At 43.5% G+C, this 25,348-nt stretch carries 20 protein-coding genes; 4 read left to right on the plus strand and 16 right to left on the minus strand.

The genetic code is table 11. The features are described 5' to 3' along the window. Positions 1 to 23: 23 nt before the first annotated feature. Together MLD56_RS22055 and MLD56_RS22060 are read right to left on the minus strand one after the other, a co-directional pair. The gene (locus MLD56_RS22055; protein ID WP_029519341.1) at positions 24 to 374 is read right to left on the minus strand and encodes an ArsR/SmtB family transcription factor; all 351 of its coding nucleotides are present in this window, start codon (positions 372 to 374) and stop codon (positions 24 to 26) included. A gap of 80 nt (positions 375 to 454) precedes the next feature. Further along, positions 455 to 2,047: an alkaline phosphatase family protein gene (locus MLD56_RS22060; protein WP_029519342.1), complete on the minus strand. Its 1,593-nt coding sequence runs from the start codon at positions 2,045 to 2,047 to the stop codon at positions 455 to 457. Between the two features lie 185 nt (positions 2,048 to 2,232). Here MLD56_RS22060 and MLD56_RS22065 point away from each other — a divergent pair, with 185 nt between their 5' ends. Both MLD56_RS22065 and MLD56_RS22070 read left to right on the plus strand, forming a co-directional pair. After that, positions 2,233 to 3,006 carry an alpha/beta fold hydrolase gene (locus tag MLD56_RS22065; RefSeq protein WP_029519343.1) on the plus strand — a complete coding sequence of 258 codons (774 nt, stop codon included), beginning with the start codon at positions 2,233 to 2,235 and terminating at the stop codon, positions 3,004 to 3,006. 223 nt (positions 3,007 to 3,229) lie between these two features. Beyond that, positions 3,230 to 4,456, plus strand: coding sequence for a sugar efflux transporter (locus MLD56_RS22070; protein WP_029519344.1), 1,227 nt, complete (start codon positions 3,230 to 3,232; stop codon positions 4,454 to 4,456). Between the two features lie 8 nt (positions 4,457 to 4,464). Here the strand turns inward: MLD56_RS22070 and MLD56_RS22075 are convergent, their stop codons facing one another. Together MLD56_RS22075 and MLD56_RS22080 are read right to left on the minus strand one after the other, a co-directional pair. Then, positions 4,465 to 5,682 carry a macrolide family glycosyltransferase gene (locus MLD56_RS22075; RefSeq protein WP_029519345.1) on the minus strand — a complete coding sequence of 406 codons (1,218 nt, stop codon included), beginning with the start codon at positions 5,680 to 5,682 and terminating at the stop codon, positions 4,465 to 4,467. Positions 5,683 to 5,873: 191 nt separating this feature from the next. Further along, a complete protein-coding gene (locus MLD56_RS22080) occupies positions 5,874 to 9,182 on the minus strand; it encodes a pectinesterase family protein (RefSeq protein WP_029519346.1) in 3,309 nt (1,102 codons plus the stop codon). Positions 9,183 to 9,370: 188 nt separating this feature from the next. On the opposite strand from MLD56_RS22080, the gene MLD56_RS22085 reads away from it, so the two are divergent. Next, positions 9,371 to 10,210: a helix-turn-helix transcriptional regulator gene (locus MLD56_RS22085; protein WP_029519347.1), complete on the plus strand. Its 840-nt coding sequence runs from the start codon at positions 9,371 to 9,373 to the stop codon at positions 10,208 to 10,210. A 222-nt stretch (positions 10,211 to 10,432) separates the two neighbouring features. On the opposite strand, the gene MLD56_RS22090 is transcribed toward MLD56_RS22085, so the two are convergent. From MLD56_RS22090 to MLD56_RS22125, 8 genes are all read right to left on the minus strand, one after another. Further along, entirely contained in the window at positions 10,433 to 11,470 is a 1,038-nt protein-coding gene (locus MLD56_RS22090) for a threonine aldolase family protein (RefSeq protein WP_029519348.1), read from the minus strand. After that, positions 11,457 to 11,918 carry a MarR family winged helix-turn-helix transcriptional regulator gene (locus MLD56_RS22095; protein ID WP_029519349.1) on the minus strand — a complete coding sequence of 154 codons (462 nt, stop codon included), beginning with the start codon at positions 11,916 to 11,918 and terminating at the stop codon, positions 11,457 to 11,459. Before MLD56_RS22095 ends, MLD56_RS22090 begins: the two co-directional genes overlap by 14 nt. Before the next feature lie 126 nt (positions 11,919 to 12,044). Next, positions 12,045 to 15,155, minus strand: coding sequence for an efflux RND transporter permease subunit (locus MLD56_RS22100; protein WP_241113426.1), 3,111 nt, complete (start codon positions 15,153 to 15,155; stop codon positions 12,045 to 12,047). Then, a complete protein-coding gene (locus MLD56_RS22105; protein WP_029519351.1) occupies positions 15,152 to 16,573 on the minus strand; it encodes an efflux RND transporter periplasmic adaptor subunit in 1,422 nt (473 codons plus the stop codon). The genes MLD56_RS22100 and MLD56_RS22105 overlap by 4 nt, the downstream gene beginning before the upstream one ends. Positions 16,574 to 16,745: 172 nt before the next feature. Next, positions 16,746 to 17,396, minus strand: a complete 651-nt coding sequence (locus MLD56_RS22110) for a response regulator (RefSeq protein WP_029519352.1) — start codon at positions 17,394 to 17,396, stop codon at positions 16,746 to 16,748. Next, the gene (locus MLD56_RS22115; protein ID WP_029519353.1) at positions 17,393 to 18,631 is read right to left on the minus strand and encodes a sensor histidine kinase; all 1,239 of its coding nucleotides are present in this window, start codon (positions 18,629 to 18,631) and stop codon (positions 17,393 to 17,395) included. Before MLD56_RS22115 ends, MLD56_RS22110 begins: the two co-directional genes overlap by 4 nt. 252 nt (positions 18,632 to 18,883) lie before the next feature. Beyond that, positions 18,884 to 19,054, minus strand: coding sequence for a hypothetical protein (locus tag MLD56_RS22120; protein ID WP_013373210.1), 171 nt, complete (start codon positions 19,052 to 19,054; stop codon positions 18,884 to 18,886). An 18-nt stretch (positions 19,055 to 19,072) separates the two neighbouring features. Then, positions 19,073 to 19,267 carry an H-type small acid-soluble spore protein gene (locus MLD56_RS22125; protein WP_016820419.1) on the minus strand — a complete coding sequence of 65 codons (195 nt, stop codon included), beginning with the start codon at positions 19,265 to 19,267 and terminating at the stop codon, positions 19,073 to 19,075. A gap of 198 nt (positions 19,268 to 19,465) precedes the next feature. Between MLD56_RS22125 and MLD56_RS22130 the strand changes: the two genes are divergently transcribed. Next, entirely contained in the window at positions 19,466 to 20,653 is a 1,188-nt protein-coding gene (locus tag MLD56_RS22130) for a macrolide family glycosyltransferase (protein WP_029519354.1), read from the plus strand. A 75-nt stretch (positions 20,654 to 20,728) separates the two neighbouring features. On the opposite strand, the gene MLD56_RS22135 is transcribed toward MLD56_RS22130, so the two are convergent. The 4 genes from MLD56_RS22135 to MLD56_RS22150 all read right to left on the minus strand — a co-directional run bounded on the left by MLD56_RS22135 (position 20,729) and on the right by MLD56_RS22150 (position 25,324). Then, entirely contained in the window at positions 20,729 to 22,144 is a 1,416-nt protein-coding gene (locus tag MLD56_RS22135) for a glycoside hydrolase family 32 protein (protein WP_029519355.1), read from the minus strand. Between the two features lie 83 nt (positions 22,145 to 22,227). Continuing rightward, a complete protein-coding gene (locus MLD56_RS22140) occupies positions 22,228 to 23,055 on the minus strand; it encodes a carbohydrate ABC transporter permease (RefSeq protein ID WP_029519357.1) in 828 nt (275 codons plus the stop codon). After that, positions 23,055 to 23,939, minus strand: a complete 885-nt coding sequence (locus MLD56_RS22145) for a carbohydrate ABC transporter permease (RefSeq protein WP_029519358.1) — start codon at positions 23,937 to 23,939, stop codon at positions 23,055 to 23,057. Before MLD56_RS22145 ends, MLD56_RS22140 begins: the two co-directional genes overlap by 1 nt. A 59-nt stretch (positions 23,940 to 23,998) precedes the next feature. Beyond that, positions 23,999 to 25,324: an ABC transporter substrate-binding protein gene (locus MLD56_RS22150; protein ID WP_029519359.1), complete on the minus strand. Its 1,326-nt coding sequence runs from the start codon at positions 25,322 to 25,324 to the stop codon at positions 23,999 to 24,001. Positions 25,325 to 25,348 lie beyond the last annotated feature (24 nt).

The raw sequence follows: 25,348 nt of genomic DNA on the forward strand, positions 1-25,348 counted from the left end.
CAAGGAGATACACGGAACAGTCTTTAGGATGAACAAGCTGAGGAATCCGGTTCACAAAATGTGATCGGCTCCTCTTTATTCAGCCATTTTAAAATTTGCTTGGAGTCTGGCATACGCTCAAGAACAGCTTGAATATGCGGCTTGTCGTCTACGTTTAAGGAATAGTATACCCACTGACTTCGTCTCTCTTCTTTTACAATTCCTTGCGACTTTAATTTTCTCAAATGTTGGCTAATTGCTGGCTGCGTCATATCAAAGATATCTACAAATTCGCAAACACACCACTCTCTTTCTCTTAGCAGGGAAAGCATAGCCAGTCGAGTTTTATCGCCCAATAGCTTTAAATGATCGGCTACATAACCTAGTTGATCCAATGTGTGACCCCCTTCCACTCATATAACCATATGCTTATATACTAATGGAGCTCGGGTTTAATATCAATAACGAATAATACTTATTCGTTCACCAATTGCATAATCCAGTCTTTTAGATCAACGATTCGCAGTGTTTTAGGCCGTGTATTCGTTCCAGAAATAATTAATGGGACAAGGGAATCTTTTTCGTGCAACGATCCATGAGCCCCTCCTCCAATGTGGGTGGGAGAACTTTCACCGACGAGTTCATATCCGGGTTGGACCGTGACGACAACATATCTTCCTTCATGCGAATTCATTGCCCCGTGTAGCCTCGCCAATACGTCTGGATATTTTCCATACTTGATCCGGTTGTTATTCACCTTAATATCCACAAGGTCCTCTTCGCCCGACAAGGTCCACGATTGTCCATATTCATCGATGAATTTTCCACCGGGATGATAAGAAAACAGCTTACCCGTTTTCCCCTTTGTAACATGAATATTGTTTTTACCATCTTTCATAGCGATAATGTCGAGCTTGTCCTCATTTTGTAAAAACTTCACCACGTCAGATAACTCCACCTTATCGTTAATCGCATAGATATACGCCATTCGTTCATTAGCGGCAATCACGATTTGGTCTTCAGTTCTTACGGGTTGATTTAATTTTGCAATGCGGTAATGATTCAAAAGAGGCCTTATATCAACCGTTGCTGCCTGTCGATCATCATAAACCGCACTTTGTCCACTGTCACCCATGACAATCCATATCGCATTGTTTACAGCCTGTTCCCACGAACCATATGCGTTCAACACAGTTTGCAGTGCTTGATCTGCTTTTTCGATTCCCTCCAGTTGAGTCGGGCCCTTTCTATGCGCCAAATTATCATTCTCTGGAAAGTATGTGATGGTTACGTCTGGAAGTTTCTTCTGGCTGATTAGAAAAGCGGCATCTTTTGCGGAAAATTCATCGTTCATCCCAAATTTTTTCCACAAAGGAGTATTCCAGTTATTTTTCGGATTCAATTGTGCCAGAGCTGCATAAGATAACCATTTAGGCCCTGTTACTATCATTTTTTCTGGCACCCTGTTGCTATTCGCTATGAAGTCAGGCACTTTTAAGGCATGTTTCGTTTTCCCTCTAAAGACAATAGCATTGATGGACGCGGATTCTTTTCCTTTGTCAGCCAATTCCTCATGTATGGTTTTCGTTTTTTTGTTCAAATGGACTTGGTTTAATTGGTAAATTGCGTCTAAGAATACTTGTAGTTGGTCTATCTTTAAGGCTTCTTTGGCACCATTGCCGTAGAGAATCATGCGTTTCTTTTGGTTGCTGTACCAAACGAGTCCGGGCACATGATGTTGGTCTGCATACGTTCCCGTTAATAATGTGCTGTCGATTGTCACAGACATCGTGGGAAATGAACTCACTACATGCGGAAAATATTGCCCTTGATTTAGGAGATATTGCATTGCGGGTGCACGGCCTTCTTGAATTGCATCTTGCAAAGGCTTATCCATTAAAGAATCAATCAAGATCACAATGACAGGTTTTTTGCCCATTTGATTTACTGTGATAGGTGGCTTCACACTTTGTTGTTTTAGCTGTTGACTGGAGTCCGCTCTACACCCCAAGACCAACAACAATAAACCTAGCACTAGTGCTATGGTAACTTTATTTTTCATGCCCATGTATGTGTCCCTTTCTTAGAAAAACTTGATCCTCTTATTTTTTTCTTGTACTAAAAAAATTATTCCTGCATTGGATCATCGGGACAAAGGTATCTCATACAAGCAATTAAAGTTACACCTCCATGAATTTTTTGGATCTAATAGGCCAAATTTAAGATCAAACCATTCAGGGAGGGAACATAACCATGACGACTACAAACATAAACGAATACTCCATGCATTATATGGATTCCGGTGAAGGAATGGCCATCCTATTCATTCACCCTCCAGTACTCACAAGCTTAAATTTCACATACCAAATCCAAGGACTCTCGCCCCATTTTCGAACTATAGCTTTTGATATCAGAGGACACGGTAAAAGTCAGCCTTCCGAGCAAACGGTTACTTACCCTCTCATTGTCAAGGATATTAAACATTTGATGGACCGGATGAGCCTTGATAAAGTATTTCTGTGTGGATATTCTACCGGAGGCTCGATAGTACTTGAATTCCTCTTGACTTATCCAGATCGGGCATGGGGAGGCATTGTTATCAGTGGAATGTCAGAAGTAAACGAAGGGCGACTAAGAAACAAAATTTCTTTGGGCATTGCTCTTTCCAAAATCGGTGCAGTCGGTACACTTGCCCTTTCTATTGCTTGGTCACAAACGAAACAGCTATCTTTGTTACGTAAGTTATTCAGCGATGCGAAGCAGGGAAATCCCAGGAATGTCGAGCAATATTATCGATACAGCTTGAAGTACAACTGCACCTCACGGCTCGGGGAAATCCAGCTTCCCGTCCTGCTTGTTTATGGTGAAGAGGATAAGCACTTTCATCCCTATGCCAAAATATTGCATCAACAATTACCGAAGAGTGAGCTTGTTTTCATTGAAAAAGTCGATCACCGCCTTCCTACGAAGGCCGCCGGATCATTGAATGAACTGATTAAGCAGTTCGTAGATCGCTTCAGTCTTTAAGGCAAATTCTACAGGAGAATTCCGCATACACATCTACACCCCACTCCTGATACTGTATCTTTGCCTGTATATGACCTTGCATATGACCTGCTCAAATAAGTGAAAAATAATATATAATATTTTACACTATGTAAATATACAAATTATGCTATAGTCATATGTAGTTTAGATGGGATAGGTATGTATTATTCTGCTTCTAAATCTGAAGGGGTGTAAAAATGAAATGCTAAAGCGTATTCAAAATCTTTTTGTTATACCTAACTACCCATTGTTCATGATCTGCATGTTATTGCAAGGCATGGCTATATCCATCAGCGCACCTTTTTTAGCTGTATATTTTACAAGTACACTTGGCGTATCTGTAGGAACCTTTGGTGTGTTTACAGCGGTGACTTTGATTTGTGGCATATGGATAAGCTCTCTGATTGCTAAACGTTCTGATACCGGCTTAGACCGTAAACAAATTTTGGTAATTTGCACGTTATTTAATGCCGTAGCCTTTGCAGGATATCTTGTAATCCAAAATTTTTATGTGCTTTTTGTTTATATGACGATCTTTACGGCCATTGGTGCTCCTGGGATGCCGCAGTTATTTGCCAGTGCACGTGAAGCAGTAAATCGCAGTAAATCTGCGGATCACGCCTTTGCGAATTCAACGCTTCGGTCTATGTTTTCTCTTGGCTTTATTACCGGGCCGCTTTTTGGTTCCTTTTTGATTGCACATACGGGCTTTAAGGGTATCTTTATGGGAACGACCTCTATTTTTGTTCTCATTGCTGTGCTTCTATTCTTTTTTATCAAGCAGCCTCCCGCTCAACTTAAACATAACAATCAACTTTCACTTCATCACATTACATTACATAAAAATATTGAGATTCTGATTCCCTTTTCCGTTCTTACTCTGCTCTATACGTCTCACTGGATGAATAATTTGAATATTTCCTTGTTCATCATTCACAATTTACAAGGCGACACGAGTGACGTTGCTCTAGTATCCAGTATTTGCGCAATTGTAGAAATACCCTTGATGCTCATGCTAGGCGTACTAGCAGCTAAATACTCCAACCGTTTGCTTATATTTTTAGGAGCATTAACAGGAGTTGTCTATTATCTCCTTGTCCTTATGTCTACGGAGATGTGGCAGCTATTCGTGGGGCAGCTTCTTCTAGCCTTCTTTGTTGCAGTGATTTCTGCCATTGGCATTAGTTACATGCAGGATTTGTTGCCCTCTCTTCCAGGGTACGCATCGACGCTATATTCCAATGCGACAACCATCGGAAGACTGGTGGGGAGCTTGATGGGCGGATTAACCGCTCAATGGATTGGTTACCGAAATACCTATTGGGTCTGTTTGGCCCTAATCATCTGCTCCCTTGGTCTTCTGGCGATTTCAAAGAAACTAGAGTTTGAAAAATCTGCTACTTTAAAAGAAAGGAATCACAGTATATAGACTGCCGCTTATTTTTCTATGGTGGAGAAATGGCTCATGATTGTATCTGCCGCATGACTGTACCCACTAGCCTGGCGTAATGATTCGCCAATCACATGAGCCTGTTCTTTATAGGTTGGATGACTCAATACCTCTAATAAGGCAGCTCTCAAACTAGCGGGTGTAAGCTCATTTTTATCCACAACAACACCCGCTCCCAGTTCCTGCACCCGACTAGCTACGATGGGCTGATCCGATGTTAAAGGAATCATGACCTGCGGCACATTGTAATACAGTGCTTCACATGTACTGTTCATCCCCGCATGTGTAACAAAAGCGTCCACATGCTGGAGCATTTCCAATTGCGGAATATAAGGCTTGATTATAAAATTGTCAGGTATACACGAGGCCAATGGCTCCATGTCTGTATAATTGCCTGAAGACAGCACAAACTGCACAGGCAAATCGCGAAATGCTGCAAAACAAAGCTTATAAAATTCCAAGTCTTTATTCAAAATAGTACCCATTGAAATGTACACCGCCTGTGGATGCAGAACACGAAGTTGTTCGAACGGGAAGGAAGGAGCATCTTTACGCGGTACAATAGAAGGACCTGTAAAAATAAAACTGTGATCCAGTTTTTCGGCTTGCGGTTGAAAATAGCGGCTTGTATAAACGATTCTTAAGTGTCCGCCATGAGGAGCAATCTCTTCTATAGCCGGAGCGTCAACCTGAAGCTCATTAGCTAGTTGATGCGTTATTTGCATCGTAGCCGTGTATAACTTTTTTACCTCCGGATCATTGTCATTCATGCCTTGCCCCGATCCCAATGGCTCTACGAAAGCAAAAGAAGCGATAGAGCATACAGCAGGAATTCCTAGCTTCTCAGCAATAATCGTGCCTCCCCAACCCATCAAAGAATCATAGATTAAATAATCATAGGTTCTGTTTTCAATAACTCTCAAAACCTCTGGAATAATCGGAAGAATCATACCTTTTACCATCATGTATACAAATTGATAATGATGTTTGTATTCTGCTGGCTTTAAATCAGAGTCTTTGGAAAAAGCATCATCCACAAAAGGGTAGGTGATCATCTGCGCTCCTGTCTGTTGAATTCTCGTACGATATTCTTCCGTACACACATAGTCAACATCCTCCCCACTGTCTACCAACCTTTTCACTAATCCTAGTGTCGGATTAACATGGCCTTCAGCAGGCGTGATCACTACTAACACACGTGCCATACGTTACACCTCCAAAATCAAAAATAAATTACAATTTGAAATAAATACACTTTAAACATAGCAAACATTTACCATATAAACAAGTATTTTCAATACCTAAAAATTAAATATGTATCCTCCACTCAAACGATAGAAATAAGCGAGGCTGAACGCTAGAAGCGCTTGCCCCGCTTAACCACTGAACATCAAATTTAAAGACGCCAATCCCAATGATCTGGTCCACTCAGAACAGCTTCAACGGTGTACTGGCTTGCTTCATCGGCAGTAAGCTGTTTGGCCCAAGGTACACGTTCGCTACTTCCTGCACCTGGTCCAAAGTTATCAAACTCTCCAAATCTTGCGGTCTGCTCATTGGATTCCTTGCCCCAATTATTCCAGCCGCCCGGCTTGATATGGTCATCCATATAGGTCTTCAAAAAAGTAACATGAGCGTGAGGGCGCCATGGCCGTCCGAGATCCACCTTGCCTGTTAAGCCATTTTCTGTTGTCAGACGACATTGAATAAATACAAAGCCCGGCTTGTTCTCTTCTGTTGAAGCTGCTGTCACATATCCGGCACGCAGGCTGTGTATGATCGAATTATCAAACACAGCGGGTGCATTGCCAAATATAAAATCTACACTGCCACTGATGTAGCTGTCCTTGAAATACTGTCTGCCACGGTTCACAAGCAACGTATCCTGTAGGCCGGTAATTTTGACATTGTGATACTTACCACGATCGCCTTCAGCATATAACGCTACAGCCTGCACCTGTCCGGTTCCTTCTGTATTGGCAACCGTGACATTCTCCAACACAAAATCAGGACTTTGCACACGCATGGTATAGCTGTTGCTTGTTCCTAATTCTTTTCCATCCACCACGGTTTTGGCCGTATCATCAAAAGCAATGATCGTTTTATCCCGATCTTCTCCGATAATACTCAGGTTTTTCTTAGAGGAATTCACCTTTATTTTCTCACGATACGTACCGTTTTTGAGATGGATAACTGTCCTTGTATTGCTGTCGTCAGGGACTGCGTCAATAGCTGCCTGGAGAGATGTAAAGTCAGCAGGACCATAGGTCGCTACCACCACACTAGTAGGACGAGTTCCTCCTGAGTCTGTCAGGTTGCGGATGGTGACATGGCTGAATTCCGACGTATTGTAATTCCATACATCGTTTTGTGGTTTGGATGCATCAGTAGCCAACCCGAACAATAGCGGTTGATGATCCGGCACATCTATAACCGTTTCACCAACCTTCTCCCAGTTCGTCACACCATCTGCGGATACCCAGCCGGTAACCTTTTGTCCTTGTCGTACAAGACGTACCGAATATGGCGTTGCAATAAACGTCTCCATTGACGCACGTTTTGTCTTACCCTCCGTTTGATCACGACTGATAAGAATACCCTGTTTGCCATATTTAACAAATGCTAAAGACATAAAGGCCATTTTGGATCCAGGCTTCAGCGATTCACGAATCATTACACCCGCTTCGGCGTTATCATCCACTGGGGTAATTTGTTCCACACGGGCTGTAATTTTAGTGTCACCTTCCCATTTTTGATAAGCATAATGGAAAATATCTGCCTTACCGTCAACGTCTCCCGCTGACTTCAGTCTTATACTGCTGCCGCTTGCATCTTCTTTTAAGACCTGAGTATGCCCTTTTATATAACCAGCATTGCCCTCAGAGCCAATCTCTTCGCTGAGCCAACTTCCCGACGGCGCAGTCGTATTGACGTGAATGGTAACAGGATTGGAAAATGCAGCATTCCCCTTGCGGTCGGTCACCCGTACAATAATATAATGGGTCCCGTCCATCACATGGTTCCAATTCATTTGATAAGGCGCAGTCTCTACTTTTCCAGCGAGTTTGCCGTCAATGATAAATTCAACATGAGCAATACCATCTTTGTCCTTGGCTGTTGCTGTTATGGTCGCATCCCGGCCTGCTTCCAAAATATCGTTATGCTTTAGTGAACGTCCGTTTGCATCCGACACCTGAACGACAGCCTCTGGATTATTCACCTCATTTCCATTCGACAGCTTCTCAATAAGATCATTTAAATAGACCTCCAGATTCGTATAACCCTTGGCAAAATGAGCATACGCCCCTGTGCCGGCAAGCCCCTGACCGTTACGATCATCTGCATTATTGGGGTCCAGCCCATGGGCACGTTCCCATTCATCCGGCATTCCATCATGGTCACTGTCAGAAAGCTCCGTCGTCGTTACGTTAGAATCGTCATAAATCCACCCTGCTTCACGCGGAGAGTTAATAAATGCACCCGTTCCATTCTTCACATCATTCATAATTCGGGCGTCCACCGCATCTCTTCTTGGCAGCGTGGCTCCTGAGCCGGCAAGCACCTCCGTATATGCGGTTTGTGCATCTGTCGCTTGATATGGACCGTACGCATCGGGTGAGATTCCGTTGTCGTATTCCCCTCTGACTTCAATCGGCTCCGCCAAACGGGTGGACGGATCAATAATGGACCCAATGGATGTGCCAAGCTGCCAGTTGTCTTTCGTAACCGAGTCATTGCCGTACATATAGTTACCACCAATAAAGATGCGTGTTTTATATTTTTTACTACCCACGTCTACAAAAATTTGACCGCGAACGCCCTCATATGTGTTAGGGCCATACTTATAATAGTTATTTAGCACATTATACGATCCTTCACCACCGCCGTATGAGGAGAAAAATCCCCAGTTATAAATGACATTATTGGTCATTTCCACAGCGTCGATTTGTTTTTTATCGGTTGGAAAACGCGGATTACGGCTTGCATTGTGAGCCAACAAGTTATGATGATAGGTGGAATTTCGTCCACCCCATATGCCGCCATAGCCGTGGCGACCTTTCTGGTGCGTAGTCATTAGCATACTTTCGGACGCAATGGACCATTGTACCGTTGTATTGACGTTGTCATACAGGCTCAGTACCTCATCCACCGACCAGCTAAAGGAACAGTGATCAATCATTATGTTTTTATGGTATCTGGCTCCCAATGCGTCATCCTCACTGGGGTAACGGTCGGTCAATCGGAAACGCAGGTAACGGAGAATGACGTTATCTGCTTCAATCCCTGTTGTGTAATCGCTTACAGTTATACCGTCGCCAGGAGCTGTCTGACCCGCAACCGTCAGATTGTTTCCCAAGATCTTAAGTGGCTCCTTGAGATGAATCGTTCCACCCACCCGGAATACGACCGTCCGATTATCGGAGCTGACCGCTGCGCGAAAAGATCCGGGAATGATCTGCTCCCCTTTGCCGTAGTCTGCCAGCGTGGTAACCTCATACACTTCACCTCCGCGTCCACCGGTAACATATTTACCGCCACCCTCAGCCCCCGGAAAAGCCGGAATATCCGTCGCCACTTTTGCCCCCTTTGCGTTCTCTGTTCCTACCGCAGTCTCCGCTTGGATTAGTGGCGGGCACAAGGTCAACAACAATGAACCCACAACCACGTTACATAGCACCTTTTTCCATGTACGCTGCTTGCTCATATTCTGTTTCCTCCCTAAGATTTTCTTCCACATCAGCGCATATTTTTATAAAAACACGATCCGAGACGTTCAGAAGCGCCTTCACCTCCTTTCATCAATCTTTTCTGCTTTTATCATTGGCAGGTTGTCATATATACTGTTGATGTATGAATGCGCTTACTTATCTTAATTTGTAAAGGAAGAAGCACATGAATGAAGTGAAAGAAGATAAATATGTCATTGGCGAACAACAATTCTCCATTCATCACATCTATCGTACCGGTTTCACAGTTATGCCCCGGCCCCATGTCCACGAGAACTATGAGCTGTATCTCTTACTGCGAGGCGAACGCATCTATTTTATGAATGGCAAGGTATACACCGCTCGCAAGGGGGATCTGATATTCATCCTTCCTCACGACTTGCACTCTACCGCCAGTACGCAATTGCAGGAAACAGAGCGCATTTTGATTCATTTTTCTCCGACGTTTCTCCCACAGCAGGATCATGACATTCTTGACCTGCCGCCATACCAGCAATCCGCGTTACTTCGCTTACCTGCGAGAGAGCAAGTGGAGGTTGAACGTTTATTCCTACAGATGAATACCGAATGCAGGAATAAGCAGCCTCTGCATGACCGTTGCGTACAGCATTTACTGCTGGAAATGCTGATCCTGGTGCACCGATCGGAAGCAATCGAGCGTAGTGAACCTGTCTCCTCTCATCCCATGCATCAGAAAATCACGGAAATTTCTTCTTTTATTCAGGATCATTACAATGAACCGTTAACTCTCGAACAAGTGGCTGCCTGCTTTTTCATTAGTCCAGCTTACCTAAGCCGTATCTTTCTAAAGTTGACTGGTTTTCATTTCAGCGAATACATCCGCGTAGTGCGGGTCAGGGCGGCCCAAACCAGACTTCGAACCACCAAAGACAAAATCCAGCATATTGCAGAGGATGTCGGGTTCGGTCATGCTTCCCACTTTAATAAAATCTTTAAAAAAATAACTGGGCTCTCTCCTCTTCAGTACCGCAAGCAGGTTCGGTAGATATTCAGTGTAAAGAATTAGACGCCAATTTTATACCTCCGCTCTTGTCTTGTTTTTCCATTTTTATATCCACTTGCTCTTTCATGGAACTAAATACAAGCCGCGTTGGAATAAGTAAAATGCACAAAAAAACCATACTTCGCTGCAATGCGTGCACCGAAGTATGGCTATTACAAAGTCATTTTACATCTTTAAAATTATAAATTACTCTTTCTATGACCATTATTGCAATGCTTTAATATCCTGAATCAGCAATTCAACATTTTCTTTCTTCGTAGCCCAACTGGTACAGAATCGAACTGCACTATGTGTATCATCAACCTTTTCCCAAAAGGAGTAAGTATATTTTTCACTCAATGCCTTTAGTATACGATCTGGTAAAATCGGAAACTGCTGATTGGTTGTAGAACGGTATTGAAAAGAAAAACCTTGCTCAGATAATCCGTTTTGAAGCAGCATTGCCATATCTATAGCGTGTTTGGAAATTTCAACGTATAAACCGTCTTCAAACAAAGTTTCGAATTGAATGCCCAACATTCTTCCCTTAGCCAGCAGCCCCCCTTTTTGCTTGATCATATATCGGAAATCTTTTTTCAATGTATCATTTAGAATGACTACGGCTTCTCCCATCAATGCTCCAATTTTTGTCCCGCCAATATAAAACACATCGCAAAGCTGTGCTATATCCGCTAAAGATGCATCGCTATCTTCGGCCACCAAGCCATAGCCCAATCGGGCTCCATCTATGAACAGTGGTAAACCACATTCTTGACAGACTCTACTTAATGCTTCCAGCTCTGCTTTGCTATAGATCGTTCCATTCTCAGTAGGTTGGGAAATATAAACCATCCCGGGCTGTACACTATGCTCAGGAGCGGCATCATTCCAGTGAGCGTCATACAAATCTTGTACCTGCTCGGCCCGGATCTTCCCATCTCCGCTTGGCAAAGTAAGTATTTTATGTCCAACAGCTTCAATCGCTCCGGTTTCATGAACCGCAACATGTCCCGACACTGCCGCAACGACGCCTTGATGCGGACGCAGAATAGAAGAAATAACAGTGGTATTGGTCTGTGTACCTCCAACCAAAAAGTGTACATCCGCATTTGGGGAGTCACATGCTTCTTTAATATATGCTCTAGCTTTTTCACAATGATCATCCACACCATAACCTGGAGTTTGTTCATCATTCGTCTCCAGTAGTCGCTTTAATATGCGCTCATGGGCACCTTCGGTATAGTCGCATTCAAATCGTATCATTCTGTATCCTCTCCAAATTATCCAATTTCTTCTGAATTAACAACATAGAAGCATGTAATTCTTTTATCTCTTCTTCTGAGAGTCCTTGAACTAATTTTAGAATTTGTTCATCAGACCTTTCATTCAGTTGGTTAAAGAACGCCTTTCCTTTAGGAGTCAAACGAATCAGATTTGTTCTATTATCCAACGTTGAATTTTCCTTAACAAGAAAGCCCTCTTTGCAAAATTTAGCAATGATCCTACTCATATAGCTGCGATCAATTTTAAGAGATTCGACTAAAGTATTCGCTATACATGGCTCGATCAACCCGATCTCTATAATGACACGGGCCTCGGTAAAGGAATATCCGCTATCCAGCACATGTCTATCCAAAACACCCAGTATATTCGTATAGAACCGATTAAAACGCCTCATATCCGCTATGATATTAGCATCTATATTGACCATAACTCCCCCTATTTAGTGGACTTTTGCAACAATTATAGTAAAGATTTTTGTGGACTATGTCAATGAAATAAAAAAACCGTACATTAAGACTCTCGCCTAATGTACGATCCTGTATTATATATTTACCTACAAGTTCAATGAACTATCGCTATTTATAGCCTTTTGCTTCTTATGCTTCCGTTTCAGCTTCAGATGAGCTACGACCATATACAGCGTCGGAACTACAAACAATGTTAAAATAGTTGAAAAAATCAGTCCGAAAATAATGGTTGTTGCCAACGGTTTGAACAAGATCTCCCCTATTGTGGCAATAGGAATCATACCCACAATCGCAGTTAGCGAAGTAAGCAAGATCGGACGGAAACGGGCAGAGCATGCCATTAGAATGGCGTCTGTTAAATCAGCGCCTTCACGCCGTGCATCTTCAATAAACTCTATCAACACGATACCGTTACGCACGACGATACCAGCAAGTGAAATGATCCCCATAATACTCATGAATCCAATGGGCATCCCTGAAATAAAACTTCCAAGGATTCCCCCTGCCGCTGCCAGATAAACGGTAGTCATAATAATGAGTGGTGTGGACACCGAGTAAAACTGCATGGTGATCAAGAGGAGAATAAGGAAAATAACAATAACAGCTAATTTGCCCAAGTCCTTAAACATATCAGACTGCGCAGATGTTTCCCCTCCCATCTCCCAGGTGTAGCCTGGTTCAAACTGGGTATTTGTAAGTTTGCTACGGATATCATTAGTGAGTTCTGTAGCCGTACGCCCATTTCCATTGGCTGAGATCGTTACCGTCCGTTCCAGATCATAGCGGTGGATTTGTTGGATGGAAAAGTCCGGTTTCATCGTGGCTAATTGGGATAAGGGGATTTGCTCCCTTGCCGCATTGTTCACACTTAATTGTTGGAATAATACCTCAGGATCATGGTTTGGTTTGTTCATGTATATATTGACATCAAGCAATTCCTTACCCGTATCAAAATCCGTTACATTCACCCCGTCACCCATTAATAGCAAAGTACGCGTTAAATCGGAATAACTAACCTGATATTTATCCAAGGCTTGCTGATTGATTTGGAAATTCAGATTATAGCTTTGCATACCCATATTATCGGTCACATCTACAGCTCCGGGGGTCCCCGCAACCATTTCTTTGACTTTAGTTGTCATGTTTTGCAGCTTATCAATATCTTCTCCTTTAATACGGATAGACACCGCACTGCCGACCGGAATACCTAATTGGGGAACACGAATGCTGATTAATGCAGATGGATATTTAGCTTGTAGCGTATGGGTCCAGTTATCTACTGTTTTTTTGAGATCAAATATCCCCTCTTTTCCAACGACAGCAATTTGGCCGTTGACCGCTCCCCCAGAGCCATGACCGCCTGCAACATCACTATACAGCTGAGGCGCTCCTCCACCTGCCGTTGCCGCCAGCCGCTCTGTTTCTGGCTGTTTTTTGACCCAGCTCCCAATCTCGTTTACAACTTGATTGGTTGCCTGCAACGACGTTCCTTCTGGCATCGTTACACTAATCGTGGCATCCGCTTGATCGGAATCCGGAAATAATTCAATGGGAACAACAGCAAGTAGTCCATAAGCTGCTGTACCCATCATAAGACCAATAAGCGCTGTTAACAGTGGACGTCGCAGTATTCTAGGCATCCAGTTTTTAGAGTACACATTGGATAGAGATTGTATTTGATTCCCCAGAAGTCCAGGTGGCTTAACTGTCTTACTACTCTCTTTTCCTTTACGACGTTGATCGTACCATTGACGGAAAATAGGAATAATTGTTAACGACATAATCATGGAAGCCAGCATCGTTAACGAAATAACGGTAGGTATCGGTTTAATAAAGTCACCAATAGTGCCCGGCAGGAATAAAAGCGGGGCAAATGCCGCAACCGTAGCTAGCGTAGCTGTAATGATCGATAAGGATACCTCTTTCGTCCCTTTAATGGCCGCCTCCGTAGCATCTTCCCCAAATTCAGAGCGTCGGCGTTCAATGTTGTCATTGACCACGACGGCATCATCAACCAATATCCCTAATACGATGATTAATCCGATGACTGAAATTTGATTCAGCGTGATTCCTGTTGTGGGCAAGAAGATAAAGCCAATGGCGATGGAAACAGGAATGGCTAAGGCCACAAATGCAGAAGTCAGCAAATTCAAACCTAATGTACATATAACAATGACCGATATAATAGCGATGATCATCTCTTTGGTCAGGTTTCCAAACATTTCATCGACTCGATCATTTTGCGCAAAAAGTAGTTCAAAATGTACATTCTTCGGCAAACCGCTCACAAGTTCATTGATTTTGGCTGTTGTCGCTTTAGATACCGTTGGCACGTCTGTGCCTGTATCTCCACTCACACTGATGGAAATAGCAGGCTTGTTATTCACATACGTATAACTAGTCGCTTTTTTAAAAACAAGTGAGGCTGTCCCTACATCCTTCAGAGATATCGGGTATCCATCGTCATTGCTTGAAATCTGGACGTTATTTAGGATAGATGGATCCGTAGAGGCATTTACCGTCAGCTGATAAGTACGCTCATTGAAATCCATACTTCCTGTAGGAACTCTCTCATTCTCATTTTTGATTGCTTGAACAACCTGCTCCCAGGAGATGTTATATTGTTGCATCTTTTGTGTGTCTAAACTAATTCGTACTTCTTGATCTGGTATTCCTTGAATATTAACTTGCGAAACACCCGAGACCGTTTTTAATTGATCTTTCCATTTGTTCATCAATTCATTTAACGCGTATAAATTCTCAATTTTATCAGAAGTAATCGCGTATGAACCAATGAAAGAGCTTGTCATGCTATCATTAATAATGGGCTGCATCGCATCTGCTGGAAGCTCAGACTGTGCATCCTGTACCTTTGTACGAAGATCAGTCCACACCTTTGTCGGGTCCGCATCTTCAAAAGCATCTATCATTATACTAGATTGTCCTTTAGATGAAGTGGAAGAAATCGTTTTGACACCTTGTACGGCTTTAATTTTCTGTTCCATGACCTTAGTAATGGTTTGCTCGATTCTTTCGGGTGAAGCGCCTGGATAGATGGTTGTAACACTGGCTGACAAGGGAATAACATCAGGCTGCTCCTGTTTAGGTAACGATGTAAAATTGTAGAGCCCTAGCACAATGCACATGGCGAAGAAAATGAGTGTAATTTTTTGCTTTTTAACGATATATTTAATCATTCGGACGACTCCTCCGATTTCCCAGGTACACCATTCCCAAGTAAATCACCATTAAATAAGGTTCCTGCTCCTTGCGTAACGATTTGATCTCCTGCCTGTAGCCCAGAGACCACTTCGAGCTGATTATTAGTCACTTTCCCCAGTTTAATCGGTGTTTTGACAGCTTTTCCATTTACAGCTTTAAAGACATAAGGATCATTTCCCGTACTAATTACGGCCTCTACGGGCACTAAAAGCGCTTCGTTTTGATTTATGCTTTTAGATGCGCTGATGACTTGACCAGGTTTCCAATTCAGTTCGGGATTGGGAATGCTAACTTCCACATTGATGCTTCCCGTTTTGGAGTTCGTCGATGGATAGATCTGGGTGACGGTTCCTGTTCTCATTTCATCGTAGAGAGAGATATTAACTTTTTGGTTTTTCTTCCACGATAAGATTTCACTGTCTGGTACGGGGAGGAGTACTTTTAAAGTCTTGATATTTCCGACAACAAATGCCTCACTTCCACTGGAGCCCAGTTGACCATCAGATATCTTTTTTTCAATCACAACACCAGTGATCGGGGAGGTTAAAGTCGCTTTTTTCAGTGACAAGGATGACTGTTCATAAGCAGCCAATGCATCATCATAGGTAGCCTGTGCCTGAGCTTTACTGGCTAGCCCTTGTTGTATAGTAGCCCTAGCCGATTCCAGCCCTGCTCTGGCCTGATCTACGCCGGCCGAAGCTTGGGCACGCTGTTCCTGGGATGCCCCTGCAAGCAAAAGAGACAATTTCTCTTGCGCATCACTTAAGCTTTTTTGTGCGTTTGCTAATTCCAGCTGCGCATTCTCATTTTCCGTTAAAGATACCGCACCTGCCTGGAATAGACTTTGGGAGCGTGCGGCATCCGCTTTCTTCTTGTTATAATTATTAGTTGCTACAGTAACCGCATTTTGAGACTGTGCTATCTCCTGCTTTTTGGCGCCATTGTTCAATTCCTGCAATTTCGATTGGGCCGCATTGACCTGGGATTGCGAACTATGAATGCCCGCCTGTGCCGATTGGACAGAAGCCTCCGCTTGGCTAACACCAGCCTTTGCCTTTTCCATGGTTGCCTTTGCCCGATCCAGCTGCAACTGGTAATTGGATGTATCTAGCTTCGCAAGGACACTCCCTTTTTCTACTGAATCCCCAACCTCAACCATAGTGCTCAATATACGTCCATCCGCTTCAAAGGAAACATTGGCCTCATTACTTGCCTGCAATGTCCCCGCCAAATTAAAATCATTGGCCAAAGGCTTCATTGCAAGTTTCTCCACTTTCACCGGGTGACTGGCTTCTGTTACAGAGTTCTCCGTTGCACTGGAGCAACCGGAAGCTACGATAGCTAATGCAACCCCTGCAATCATTATCCTAATTCCTTTTTTCTTCAACTTCATGTCATCCTCCCTGATTCTCTCTTCTAAAGGTGCTATCAGCAACCCGTGGGTCAAGTAAACTTTTTCATCCTTTTTTCATGTTATAACAATGAACAAACAAAAAAATCGTACAAAGGGGCAAGCACCTTATGTACGACTGGGCAAATAAATAACATATTTTCAGTTATTATTTCTAAAGCTGTAAAATACCACGTTCCAACGAAACAGCAACGGCTTCAGATCTGGAATCAACACCAAGCTTGTTATAAATATTCGTTAAATGTGCCTTTACGGTACGCTCGGAAATTCCCATATCAAACGCAATTTCCTTACTTTTAAAACCATGTGCAACAGACTTTAATATATGTCTTTCCTTATCAGTCAGAACTAAGTTTCTTTCATGTGACTTTGCCTCAGCTTCTCTCTTATTCGTGGCAGCAAATACCCTTGCTGTTATTTCTGGCTGAAGCAGCGTTTCACCCCTTAGCGCAGACTCAATCGTGCGAAATAGGTTTTCCCGACTGGTATCTTTCAACAAATATCCTTTTGCTCCCAAAGAGAGTCCTTTAATCATTAAATCATCTTCGTTATAGGTCGTCAGGATAATGACTGGCGTTTCATTTTGTTTTTCTCTGAGGGCCTTCATGGTTTCCAAACCACTCATTTGCGGCATATATAAATCCAACAGGATGACATCCGGCTGAAGTTCTTCGATCAATTTAAGAGCCGTTACACCTTCTCCAGCCTCACCAATCACTTCATAGCTGTCATGGGTCTCCAGCACCAGCTTTAATCCTTCTCTAACTACCCAATGATCATCGACGATTAAAACCTTGTATTTCATAATAGGTCTCCTTTAGTAAGAGGCGCCTCTATTTTTATAGCCGTACCTTCTTGAAATATACTGCTGATATTGATTTTTCCACCCAGCATCCGTACACGTTCATGTATACCTATTATTCCGTAATGCCCTGTTTGCTTGGCAATAATATCCGTATCAAATCCTTTTCCATCATCACGAATCTCGATTTCAATCTTACCTTCGTTATCCAAAATACTTATCCATACAGTATTCGCATGTGAATGCTTCGCTACGTTGGTTAAACACTCGCTTATAATAAACAATCCATGTTCGAACACCAGTCTGGGAACCGAAGCTTTAATTTTGATGTTGCGGATTACACGAATGCTCGTAGCCATTGTGAATCGCTGTATTTCTTCCTCCACGGCTTCTGCAAAATCAACTTCCGAGATGGTTTTTGAACGCAGATTGTCTATAGCTCGCCTTGAATCAGACAATGTTCTTCGCACTTGTGACATCGATTGTTGGACGATCTCCTGAGCTCTTTGCGTACTTCCTTTTGTCAGATGAGCATCAATGGCTTCAAGTTGCATGATTAGCCCAGCAAGTCCCTGCGCCAGCGTATCATGAAGATCACGGGCCATACGTTGTCGTTCGTTAGCGATTGTAAGTTCTTCGACCTTTTGATGTGCGATTTCAAGTTCTTTAAGAACGTTTTGCGTTCGGATTCGTGCTTGAACTTGTTTGAGAAAAAGAATGGCATAAGCTACTATAACAACTGCAATGAGAAAAAATAGCGGGATGAACAATACAAATTGCCTGCCATCATTATGCCAGACTACAGCCACACAAAAAAGTACATAGGAAATCAAAAATACAAGAATGACCTTAAGCGGCTTGTAATAAATACCTATACTCTGACCCACCAAAATTGGCATTAACCCAACCAGCACAATGGAGAAACTGTCAGGTAGAAGAAATGCACTTGAAAAGATCAATCCCCCTTGCACAACAAAATAAGCCCATGAAAAATATTTTGCAACTCTTTGAGCATGCAAGTACAAGAGGATGTGTAATATGACGATTACAGTAAATAAGACACTTTGCAGCAGATTTAGACCACTAGACAAATGTTGAAGAATGACAGACTCACTATAAATTATAAAAATCCATATTATAGTTAATACTTTGGAAATATCTTTTTTCTCAAATTCACCTTCACTTTCACTTATTTCCGGATCTACATTCTGGACCTGTACATTGAATTCATCGTTCATAATTCCCTCCTACAATTCTAAATTCGGCTTTTCGACTTAATAGAGATAATGGCACTATGACGGCCTAGTCCATTTAGTTTGAACAGAAATCATTTATATATTATTTTACAAAAAAACGAAAAGAAAAAAACGTACACATGGGCAGCTTCACTTGTACGTTTGGGCATTGAATACTTTTTGTTCGCTACCATCCAAGTTATGCGTCATATAAAAAGCACGCAGCAGGTTATCCTGTGCGCGCTTGACCACTTACTATTCTTCTTCCAACTCATCTGGTACATCGTATTTATTGATATGTGAAGTCATTGCTGCAACAGCTTCGCTGGCATCCGTTGTGGCCGGTACTTCTCTGACCACATCATCCGTCTGATCACGAAAGTTCAAACGATCTGCCTCAATCTCTTTCTGTTGGTTCGGTTTCATTTTTCATGTCACTCCTTTCTATTCAAGGGTCTGATCTCGTTCTGTTAACGCGTACAAAGGCACTTCCCGTTCCTCTTCCGGGTTGTTCAGCGCATAGATCCGTGCCGTCTCACGCTGTTCATTCACATGCTGAATATAAATGGGTAGCCCATCACACAACACATTCGCCATTATGGAAGAGGACGCTATTTCTTGCGCTCTTTGAACATTCACTTAGAAAAAACCTCCCTTGCTAAGTAGAGTTCCCCTTTACTATGCACGAGGTAAATATTTGTTATGCACATTCATGCCAACATGTTTTTTTATGATCTTGAAAGGATATCATTTGAAAAAATAAATATTATTGTTATTATGGATTGAGAGATTCAGTGAAAACTGCAATCTTAATTGTAGAGAAAGGAGTAATGATGAATGTTAAACATATTAATGGTTAACTTTCCGGCAGAAGGACATGTGAACCCTACGATTGGGATGACGCAAGCCTTTGCAGCACGAGGGGACCAAGTACATTACATTACAACTGAGAAATACAAGGACAGACTCGAAGCAGTTGGAGCGAAGGTTCACCTGCATTCTGATCTGGTCAGGACCGCTTCTATTGATTCCAATACTCCGGATGGGTTGAGTGCATTTATGAAAATTCATATTCAGACTTCGCTGGACATATTAGCAATTACTCAGCAACTGTCTAAAAGCATTGATTTTGACTTTGTATTCTATGATAGATTCGGAGCTGGCGAGTTAGTTAGAGACTATTTGAAAATCCCTGGTATTGCTTCCTCCCCATCTTTTCTGATTTCACAGAATCGGATGGCTACCAATCTCTTTCGCTTTAATGAAAAGGAGCCGTTTCAACTTGATGAACATGCCACGACCTCACTGCAGCTCATGAAAGAAAGGTTCGGTGTTGCTCCCGAAAATATGGTTCAATTTATGAGCAATACAGGGGCTTTGAATGTTGTATATACCAGTCGATATTTCCAACCAGACGGTGAACAGTATGGTGACGAGAATCTCTTTATTGGTCCCAGCTTTCCAGAACGTAAAGGGGAAAATTCATTTCCACTGGACAGACTAGAGGATAAAAAGGTTTTGTATATTTCGATGGGAACTGTTCTGGACCATACTGAAGACTTTTTTAACACCTGTATTGAAGCTTTTTCCGATTTTGAAGGTATCGTCGTGATTGCAGCTGGCGAGAAAGCTGACTTTACGAAAATCAATCCGGCGCCAGAGCACTTTATCATCTCGCCCTATGTTCCCCAATTGGAGGTATTACGTCATTCAGATGTGTTTATTACTCATGGTGGAATGAATAGTGTAAATGAAGGAATTCACTTTAACGTACCCTTGGTTGTACTGCCGCAGGACAAGGATCAGCCCATGGTCGCGCAGCGGTTAACAGAACTTCAAGCTGGCTATCGCATAACCAAAGACCACATCAATGTACAATCGTTAAGAGATGCCGTACATGAGGTACTGTCGAACGCAACGTATAAAGAGGGCGTACAAAAAATAAATGATAGCTTCCAGCAATCTGGCGGTACAGAAGAAGCCCTCGCAAAAATTGATGCCTATCTTCAAAATAAGCTTGTGTAAATCACACGATTACAATTCTACAAAAAAACAGGAGCCCTGACCATCAAGGGTCGGGTTCCTGTTTATCATGCATTTCTATGTGGAGATATCCCACTTCTGAAACGAAGCCATCGTACACTTTCCGCTCGTGAACGCTCGAATGCCTGTAGATTCTGCTCCCGGATACACTCTTCCTGTGAGGACGTATTCACCGTCGCCGATGAATATTTCCACCGAGCTTTTATCGACAAAAATCCGAAGCTCCAGACGGCCCTCGTTTAAGTTTAAAGGCACTCTTCTCTCTCCGCCCGGGCCTATACCTGCACGCTCACGGTTAAAACGGAACAGACCGTCATCGGGACGATACGAGAGTACAGTCTCCTCTTCGTCGCCCACTCGCAGCTTCAAGCCGAATTCATTGGTGTTACTGGCTTCGAACTCAAATACCGCCTTCAGTTCGTAGCTATCTCCGAACGTTTCCATGATCTGCTCGCCTGTCAGCAAGATATCCCGCTGTTCGAACAGATTGGATCGGTAATTTTCCACCTCTTCAAGCGGACGGAACAGCAATCTGTCGTGGTCGATAACCGCTTCCCGCGGAAGACTCATTGCACCCGCCCAATGGTGCCCTTGCTGGGTCGGCATCTCCGACTCCCACATATCCATCCATCCGATGACGATTCGCCGCCCTTTATCATCCAAGGTTGACTGCGGGGCATAGAAATCGAATCCGTGATCTACCTGAGCATACCGCTCTGCCGTAAATGTTCCAGCCTCCGCATTGAAATCACCTATACCGTACATGGTGGAATGCAGATTGCGGTATGCTTCTCCCTGAGGGGGCATGCGCTGTGGAGACAGCATAAATACGTGCCGACCGCCAAGCGGGAACAAATCCGGACACTCCCAATTATCGCCGAAACGTCCGTCACTCACGGCTAGTACATTGACATACGTCCAGCTTTTCAGGTCTTCAGAACGATAAAGCAGTACAAGTCCGTTCCCTTGGGCATCATTAGAACCAAGAACGGCGTAATATTGATCTTCGTGCCTGAACACCTTAGGGTCACGGAAGTCTTTACGGCTGATCGTGTCCGGTACGGCGTCATAACCGATGACCGGATTGCCCTCCCACTTTTCGAATGTCACCCCGTCCTCCGATACTGCAATCCCTTGTGACTGCTTGTAATCCTGATCCTTGTCAGGCCCGGTTACAACATGTCCGGTATACATCAGGACAAGCTTCCCGTCCTGCTCTATCGCACTGCCAGAGAAGCAGCCATCCTGGTCGAACTCGCCGTCCGGTGCCAAAGCGACCGGTAGATAATCCCACTTCATAAGATCGCGGCTGACTGCATGTCCCCAGTGCATCGGTCCCCATACTGATTTATACGGGTAATGTTGATAGAACAAGTGATACTGCCCGTTATATTGAATGAAGCCGTTCGGATCATTCATCCAGCCGAATTCAGCCATTAAATGGTAGTTCAGCCGATAATCCGGCCGAAGCATATGCTTCGATTGGGAAATAAATTGATCTGCACGCTCTCTCGTATACGTTCTAGTCTGTTTGATAAGGCATCCTACTCCTACAATTATTTAATCGAACCTTGCATAACACCCTGAATAATATACTTCTGGGCGAACAGATAGATGATAATGATCGGAAATATCGTCAGTACCAAACTTGCCATCAATGGACCATAATCCACTGTATAGGTTCCATAAAAGTTATACGTGGACAACGGAAGTGTCCTTTGCTCCGGATCGACCAGAATGAGGGAAGGCAGCAGAAAATCATTCCAGATCCACAGCACATTGAGAATGGAAATGGTGGCAGTCGTGGGCATCAGTACCGGAAACACGATCCGGAAGAATGTTTGAACCCGCGTGCAGCCGTCAATTAGCGCCGCTTCCTCCAGTTCTTTTGGAATACTCTTTACGAAACCATGATAAATGAAGACGGCCAGCGAGCTACCAAAACCGATATACATATAAATCAGCGACCACTTACTGTTCAGCAGATCAAGTGACCCGTAGATTTTCACCAATGGAATCATGATAGCCTGGAATGGAATGATCATGGATGCAACCATCAGCATAAATGTATATTGGTTGAACTTGGTGTTGTTTCTGACAAAATAATGAGCCGTCATCGCCGCAAACAGCGATATAAACAGAACGCTTAACACCGTTATGACCAATGAGTTGGTGAAGGCAGCGATGTAATTCATTTTATCAAATGCATTCATATAATTGACCATACTGAAGCTCTCTGGAAGCGATAACGGATTTGAGGTGATGGCCATGTTTTCTTTGAACGAATTGATCAGCAGAAAGACGAACGGTACGATGAACAATATGAGTATGACTGTCAGCACAATGAATTTGATTACGGAGGAAGCAACTCTTTTTCTTGTCATTACGCCTCCACCTCCAACTTCTTACTAAAATAAACCTGAAGCAGAGTGATGAGAGCAACCATCAGGAACAACACGAATGCTTCTGCTTGCCCCACACCATAATCACGGGAAAGGAATGCCTTTTCATACACATGCATCGACACCATTTGAGTACTGCTGAACGGCCCACCTTTCGTGAGCGCAAGGTTCACGTCATAGACCATAAATCCGCGTTGCAGGGACAAAAATATACATACGATGAAAGAAGGAACCATCAAGGGCAATACCATTTTCCGCAGTCTGGTCCAGCTGTTTGCCCCATCAATGCTTGCGGCCTCCATAATATCATTCGGCACACCCGTCAATCCCGCGATGTAAATGACCATCATGTAACCCGCGTTCTGCCACACCGTTACAATCACGAGTGCCCAGAACGCTTTGTCGGGATCAGCCAGCCAAGTCGTGCTGAGCGACTGTATACTGGCATGTTGTCCCAAATAGACAAGCACGTTGTTGAATATAAACTGCCAGATAAAACCGAGTACAATGCCCCCGACAAGGTTGGGCAGGAAAAATCCTGCCCGGAAAATACTCTGCCCTTTTAACCCTTTAGTCAGCACATAAGCCAGCATAAAAGCGATCACATTGATAAGAACAACGGTATAAAACACATACTTGAGCGTCAAGCCGAATGACTTCCAAAACTCGATATCTCTAAAAACAGCCAGATAGTTTTGGATGCCTACCAGCGATAGTGTGGTGGAAATACCATCCCAGTTTGTGAACGTCAGATAGATGCCATACAAAAATGGAATAATCATTACCGTTATGAAGGCAAACAAGGTTGGGCCCGTAAACAGTAGCCGCGTCCGCAGCCGGTTCCATACTCCTTTTTCCGTAATCATGATGATCCCTTCCTTTGTTTCGGGTTTCTCTCTCTATTCCAGGTAATTTGAAAACAACCTTATTTAACGGTTTTCCAGTAGTTTTCGATTTCTTTAACCAGTGTTGCACGATCTCCCTGTTTCGCCAGATACTTTTGCATGGAAGATCCTGTCTTAGACCAGTGGTCCGCAGGCAGCATGCTCATCGACTGCTCTGACTTGCCTTTTGCAATATAATCCTGGATGGACTTGCCAAGCGGGTCGGCCGCAGGCAGTGTAATATTTTTGAACGCCGGGATAATGTTCGCTTGGTTCACGAGGAAATCCTGGCCTTTCTCATCATATACGATCCAGTTCAGGAACTTCTTCGCCGCATCTTGCTGTTCCGGAGTAGTCTTCTCCTTGTCAATAACAATGCGCTTGGATACAGCGGACGAAATCTCCTGATTGCCGTAGTCATCGGCATTGTTACTGATGGGTACAGGCAAGAAACCATATTCTTTGTTAGCCGTATCAAAACTGTTGATTTGCGGCCATGCCCAGTTGCCCATGAACCAAATGCCAACTTCACCTTTGCCGAGCAGCTCCGGTCCGCGTTCATAAGCTCCTGCTAGCGGAGAAGCCTGATCGATGTTGTATTTCATCATGAGGTCGAATGTATCCATAAGTCCGTTAAATACAGGATTATTAGCCAAGCTAGCCTGGCCCGTTTTTAGTGACGCCATGAATTTGTCCACTTCAGCCATGTCTTTGTTCTGGCCTGCATAAGCAAGAGGCAAATAATGAGCGCCCAGAGACCAGTCCATTGGTGAAATCACCAATGCTTTCTTACCAGATGCCTCAATTTGCTGAAACAGTTTTTCAAGGTCATTTCGGGTTTTAATTGTGGTAGGATCAAAGCTTCCGCCTACCGCTTTATCTACAACGGCTTTGTTGTAAATGAATCCGTAGCCTTCAACAGCCAGCGGAAACGCGTAATTTTTGCCGTCAACCGTCGTAGCTGTGGTAGCGTTTTCAACTGTGTCCTTATTCCACTTTTCTCCGCTCAGATCGAGGATACGGTCCTTGAACTTCTCCACATCACCTGTATCTAGCATGATCATGGTCGGCGGGTTTCCGGATGCGTACAAAGCGGAGGCACGCTCAAAAGGCGACCCACCAGTCGGAACCGGCTGGATTTCAACAGTAATACCCGGATTGTCTTTCTGGAAGGCCTTAGCGGCTTCCTCCAGCTGTGGAAGGATTTCGCCTTTGGAGTTCAAAAGCGTAATCTTCACATTTTTTGAATCCCCTGATCCCCCTCCAGAAGCCGAATTACCTTCTCCACCGGAGCCACCACATGCAGACACCACCATAACTAAAAGAAGCAGCATTACCATCCATTGAACTCTTTTGAATTTACTCACTGTTGTCATCCCCTTATTTATATA

This window comes from Paenibacillus peoriae, assembly GCF_022531965.1.
GTDB lineage: Bacteria > Bacillota > Bacilli > Paenibacillales > Paenibacillaceae > Paenibacillus > Paenibacillus polymyxa_D.

Excerpts from the sequence above, each read along its gene's own strand:
- MLD56_RS22060 (WP_029519342.1), bottom strand. The coding sequence starts at position 2,047 with ATGGGCATGAAAAATAAAGTTACCATAGCACTAGTGCTAGGTTTATTG.
- MLD56_RS22065 (WP_029519343.1), top strand. The coding sequence starts at position 2,233 with ATGACGACTACAAACATAAACGAATACTCCATGCATTATATGGATTCC.
- MLD56_RS22070 (WP_029519344.1), top strand. The coding sequence starts at position 3,230 with ATGCTAAAGCGTATTCAAAATCTTTTTGTTATACCTAACTACCCATTG.
- MLD56_RS22075 (WP_029519345.1), bottom strand. The coding sequence starts at position 5,682 with ATGGCACGTGTGTTAGTAGTGATCACGCCTGCTGAAGGCCATGTTAAT.
- MLD56_RS22080 (WP_029519346.1), bottom strand. The coding sequence starts at position 9,182 with ATGAGCAAGCAGCGTACATGGAAAAAGGTGCTATGTAACGTGGTTGTG.
- MLD56_RS22085 (WP_029519347.1), top strand. The coding sequence starts at position 9,371 with ATGAATGAAGTGAAAGAAGATAAATATGTCATTGGCGAACAACAATTC.
- MLD56_RS22090 (WP_029519348.1), bottom strand. The coding sequence starts at position 11,470 with ATGATACGATTTGAATGCGACTATACCGAAGGTGCCCATGAGCGCATA.
- MLD56_RS22095 (WP_029519349.1), bottom strand. The coding sequence starts at position 11,918 with ATGGTCAATATAGATGCTAATATCATAGCGGATATGAGGCGTTTTAAT.
- MLD56_RS22100 (WP_241113426.1), bottom strand. The coding sequence starts at position 15,155 with ATGATTAAATATATCGTTAAAAAGCAAAAAATTACACTCATTTTCTTC.
- MLD56_RS22105 (WP_029519351.1), bottom strand. The coding sequence starts at position 16,573 with ATGAAGTTGAAGAAAAAAGGAATTAGGATAATGATTGCAGGGGTTGCA.
- MLD56_RS22110 (WP_029519352.1), bottom strand. The coding sequence starts at position 17,396 with ATGAAATACAAGGTTTTAATCGTCGATGATCATTGGGTAGTTAGAGAA.
- MLD56_RS22115 (WP_029519353.1), bottom strand. The coding sequence starts at position 18,631 with ATGAACGATGAATTCAATGTACAGGTCCAGAATGTAGATCCGGAAATA.
- MLD56_RS22120 (WP_013373210.1), bottom strand. The coding sequence starts at position 19,054 with ATGAAACCGAACCAACAGAAAGAGATTGAGGCAGATCGTTTGAACTTT.
- MLD56_RS22130 (WP_029519354.1), top strand. The coding sequence starts at position 19,466 with ATGTTAAACATATTAATGGTTAACTTTCCGGCAGAAGGACATGTGAAC.
- MLD56_RS22135 (WP_029519355.1), bottom strand. The coding sequence starts at position 22,144 with ATGCTTCGGCCGGATTATCGGCTGAACTACCATTTAATGGCTGAATTC.
- MLD56_RS22140 (WP_029519357.1), bottom strand. The coding sequence starts at position 23,055 with ATGACAAGAAAAAGAGTTGCTTCCTCCGTAATCAAATTCATTGTGCTG.
- MLD56_RS22145 (WP_029519358.1), bottom strand. The coding sequence starts at position 23,939 with ATGATTACGGAAAAAGGAGTATGGAACCGGCTGCGGACGCGGCTACTG.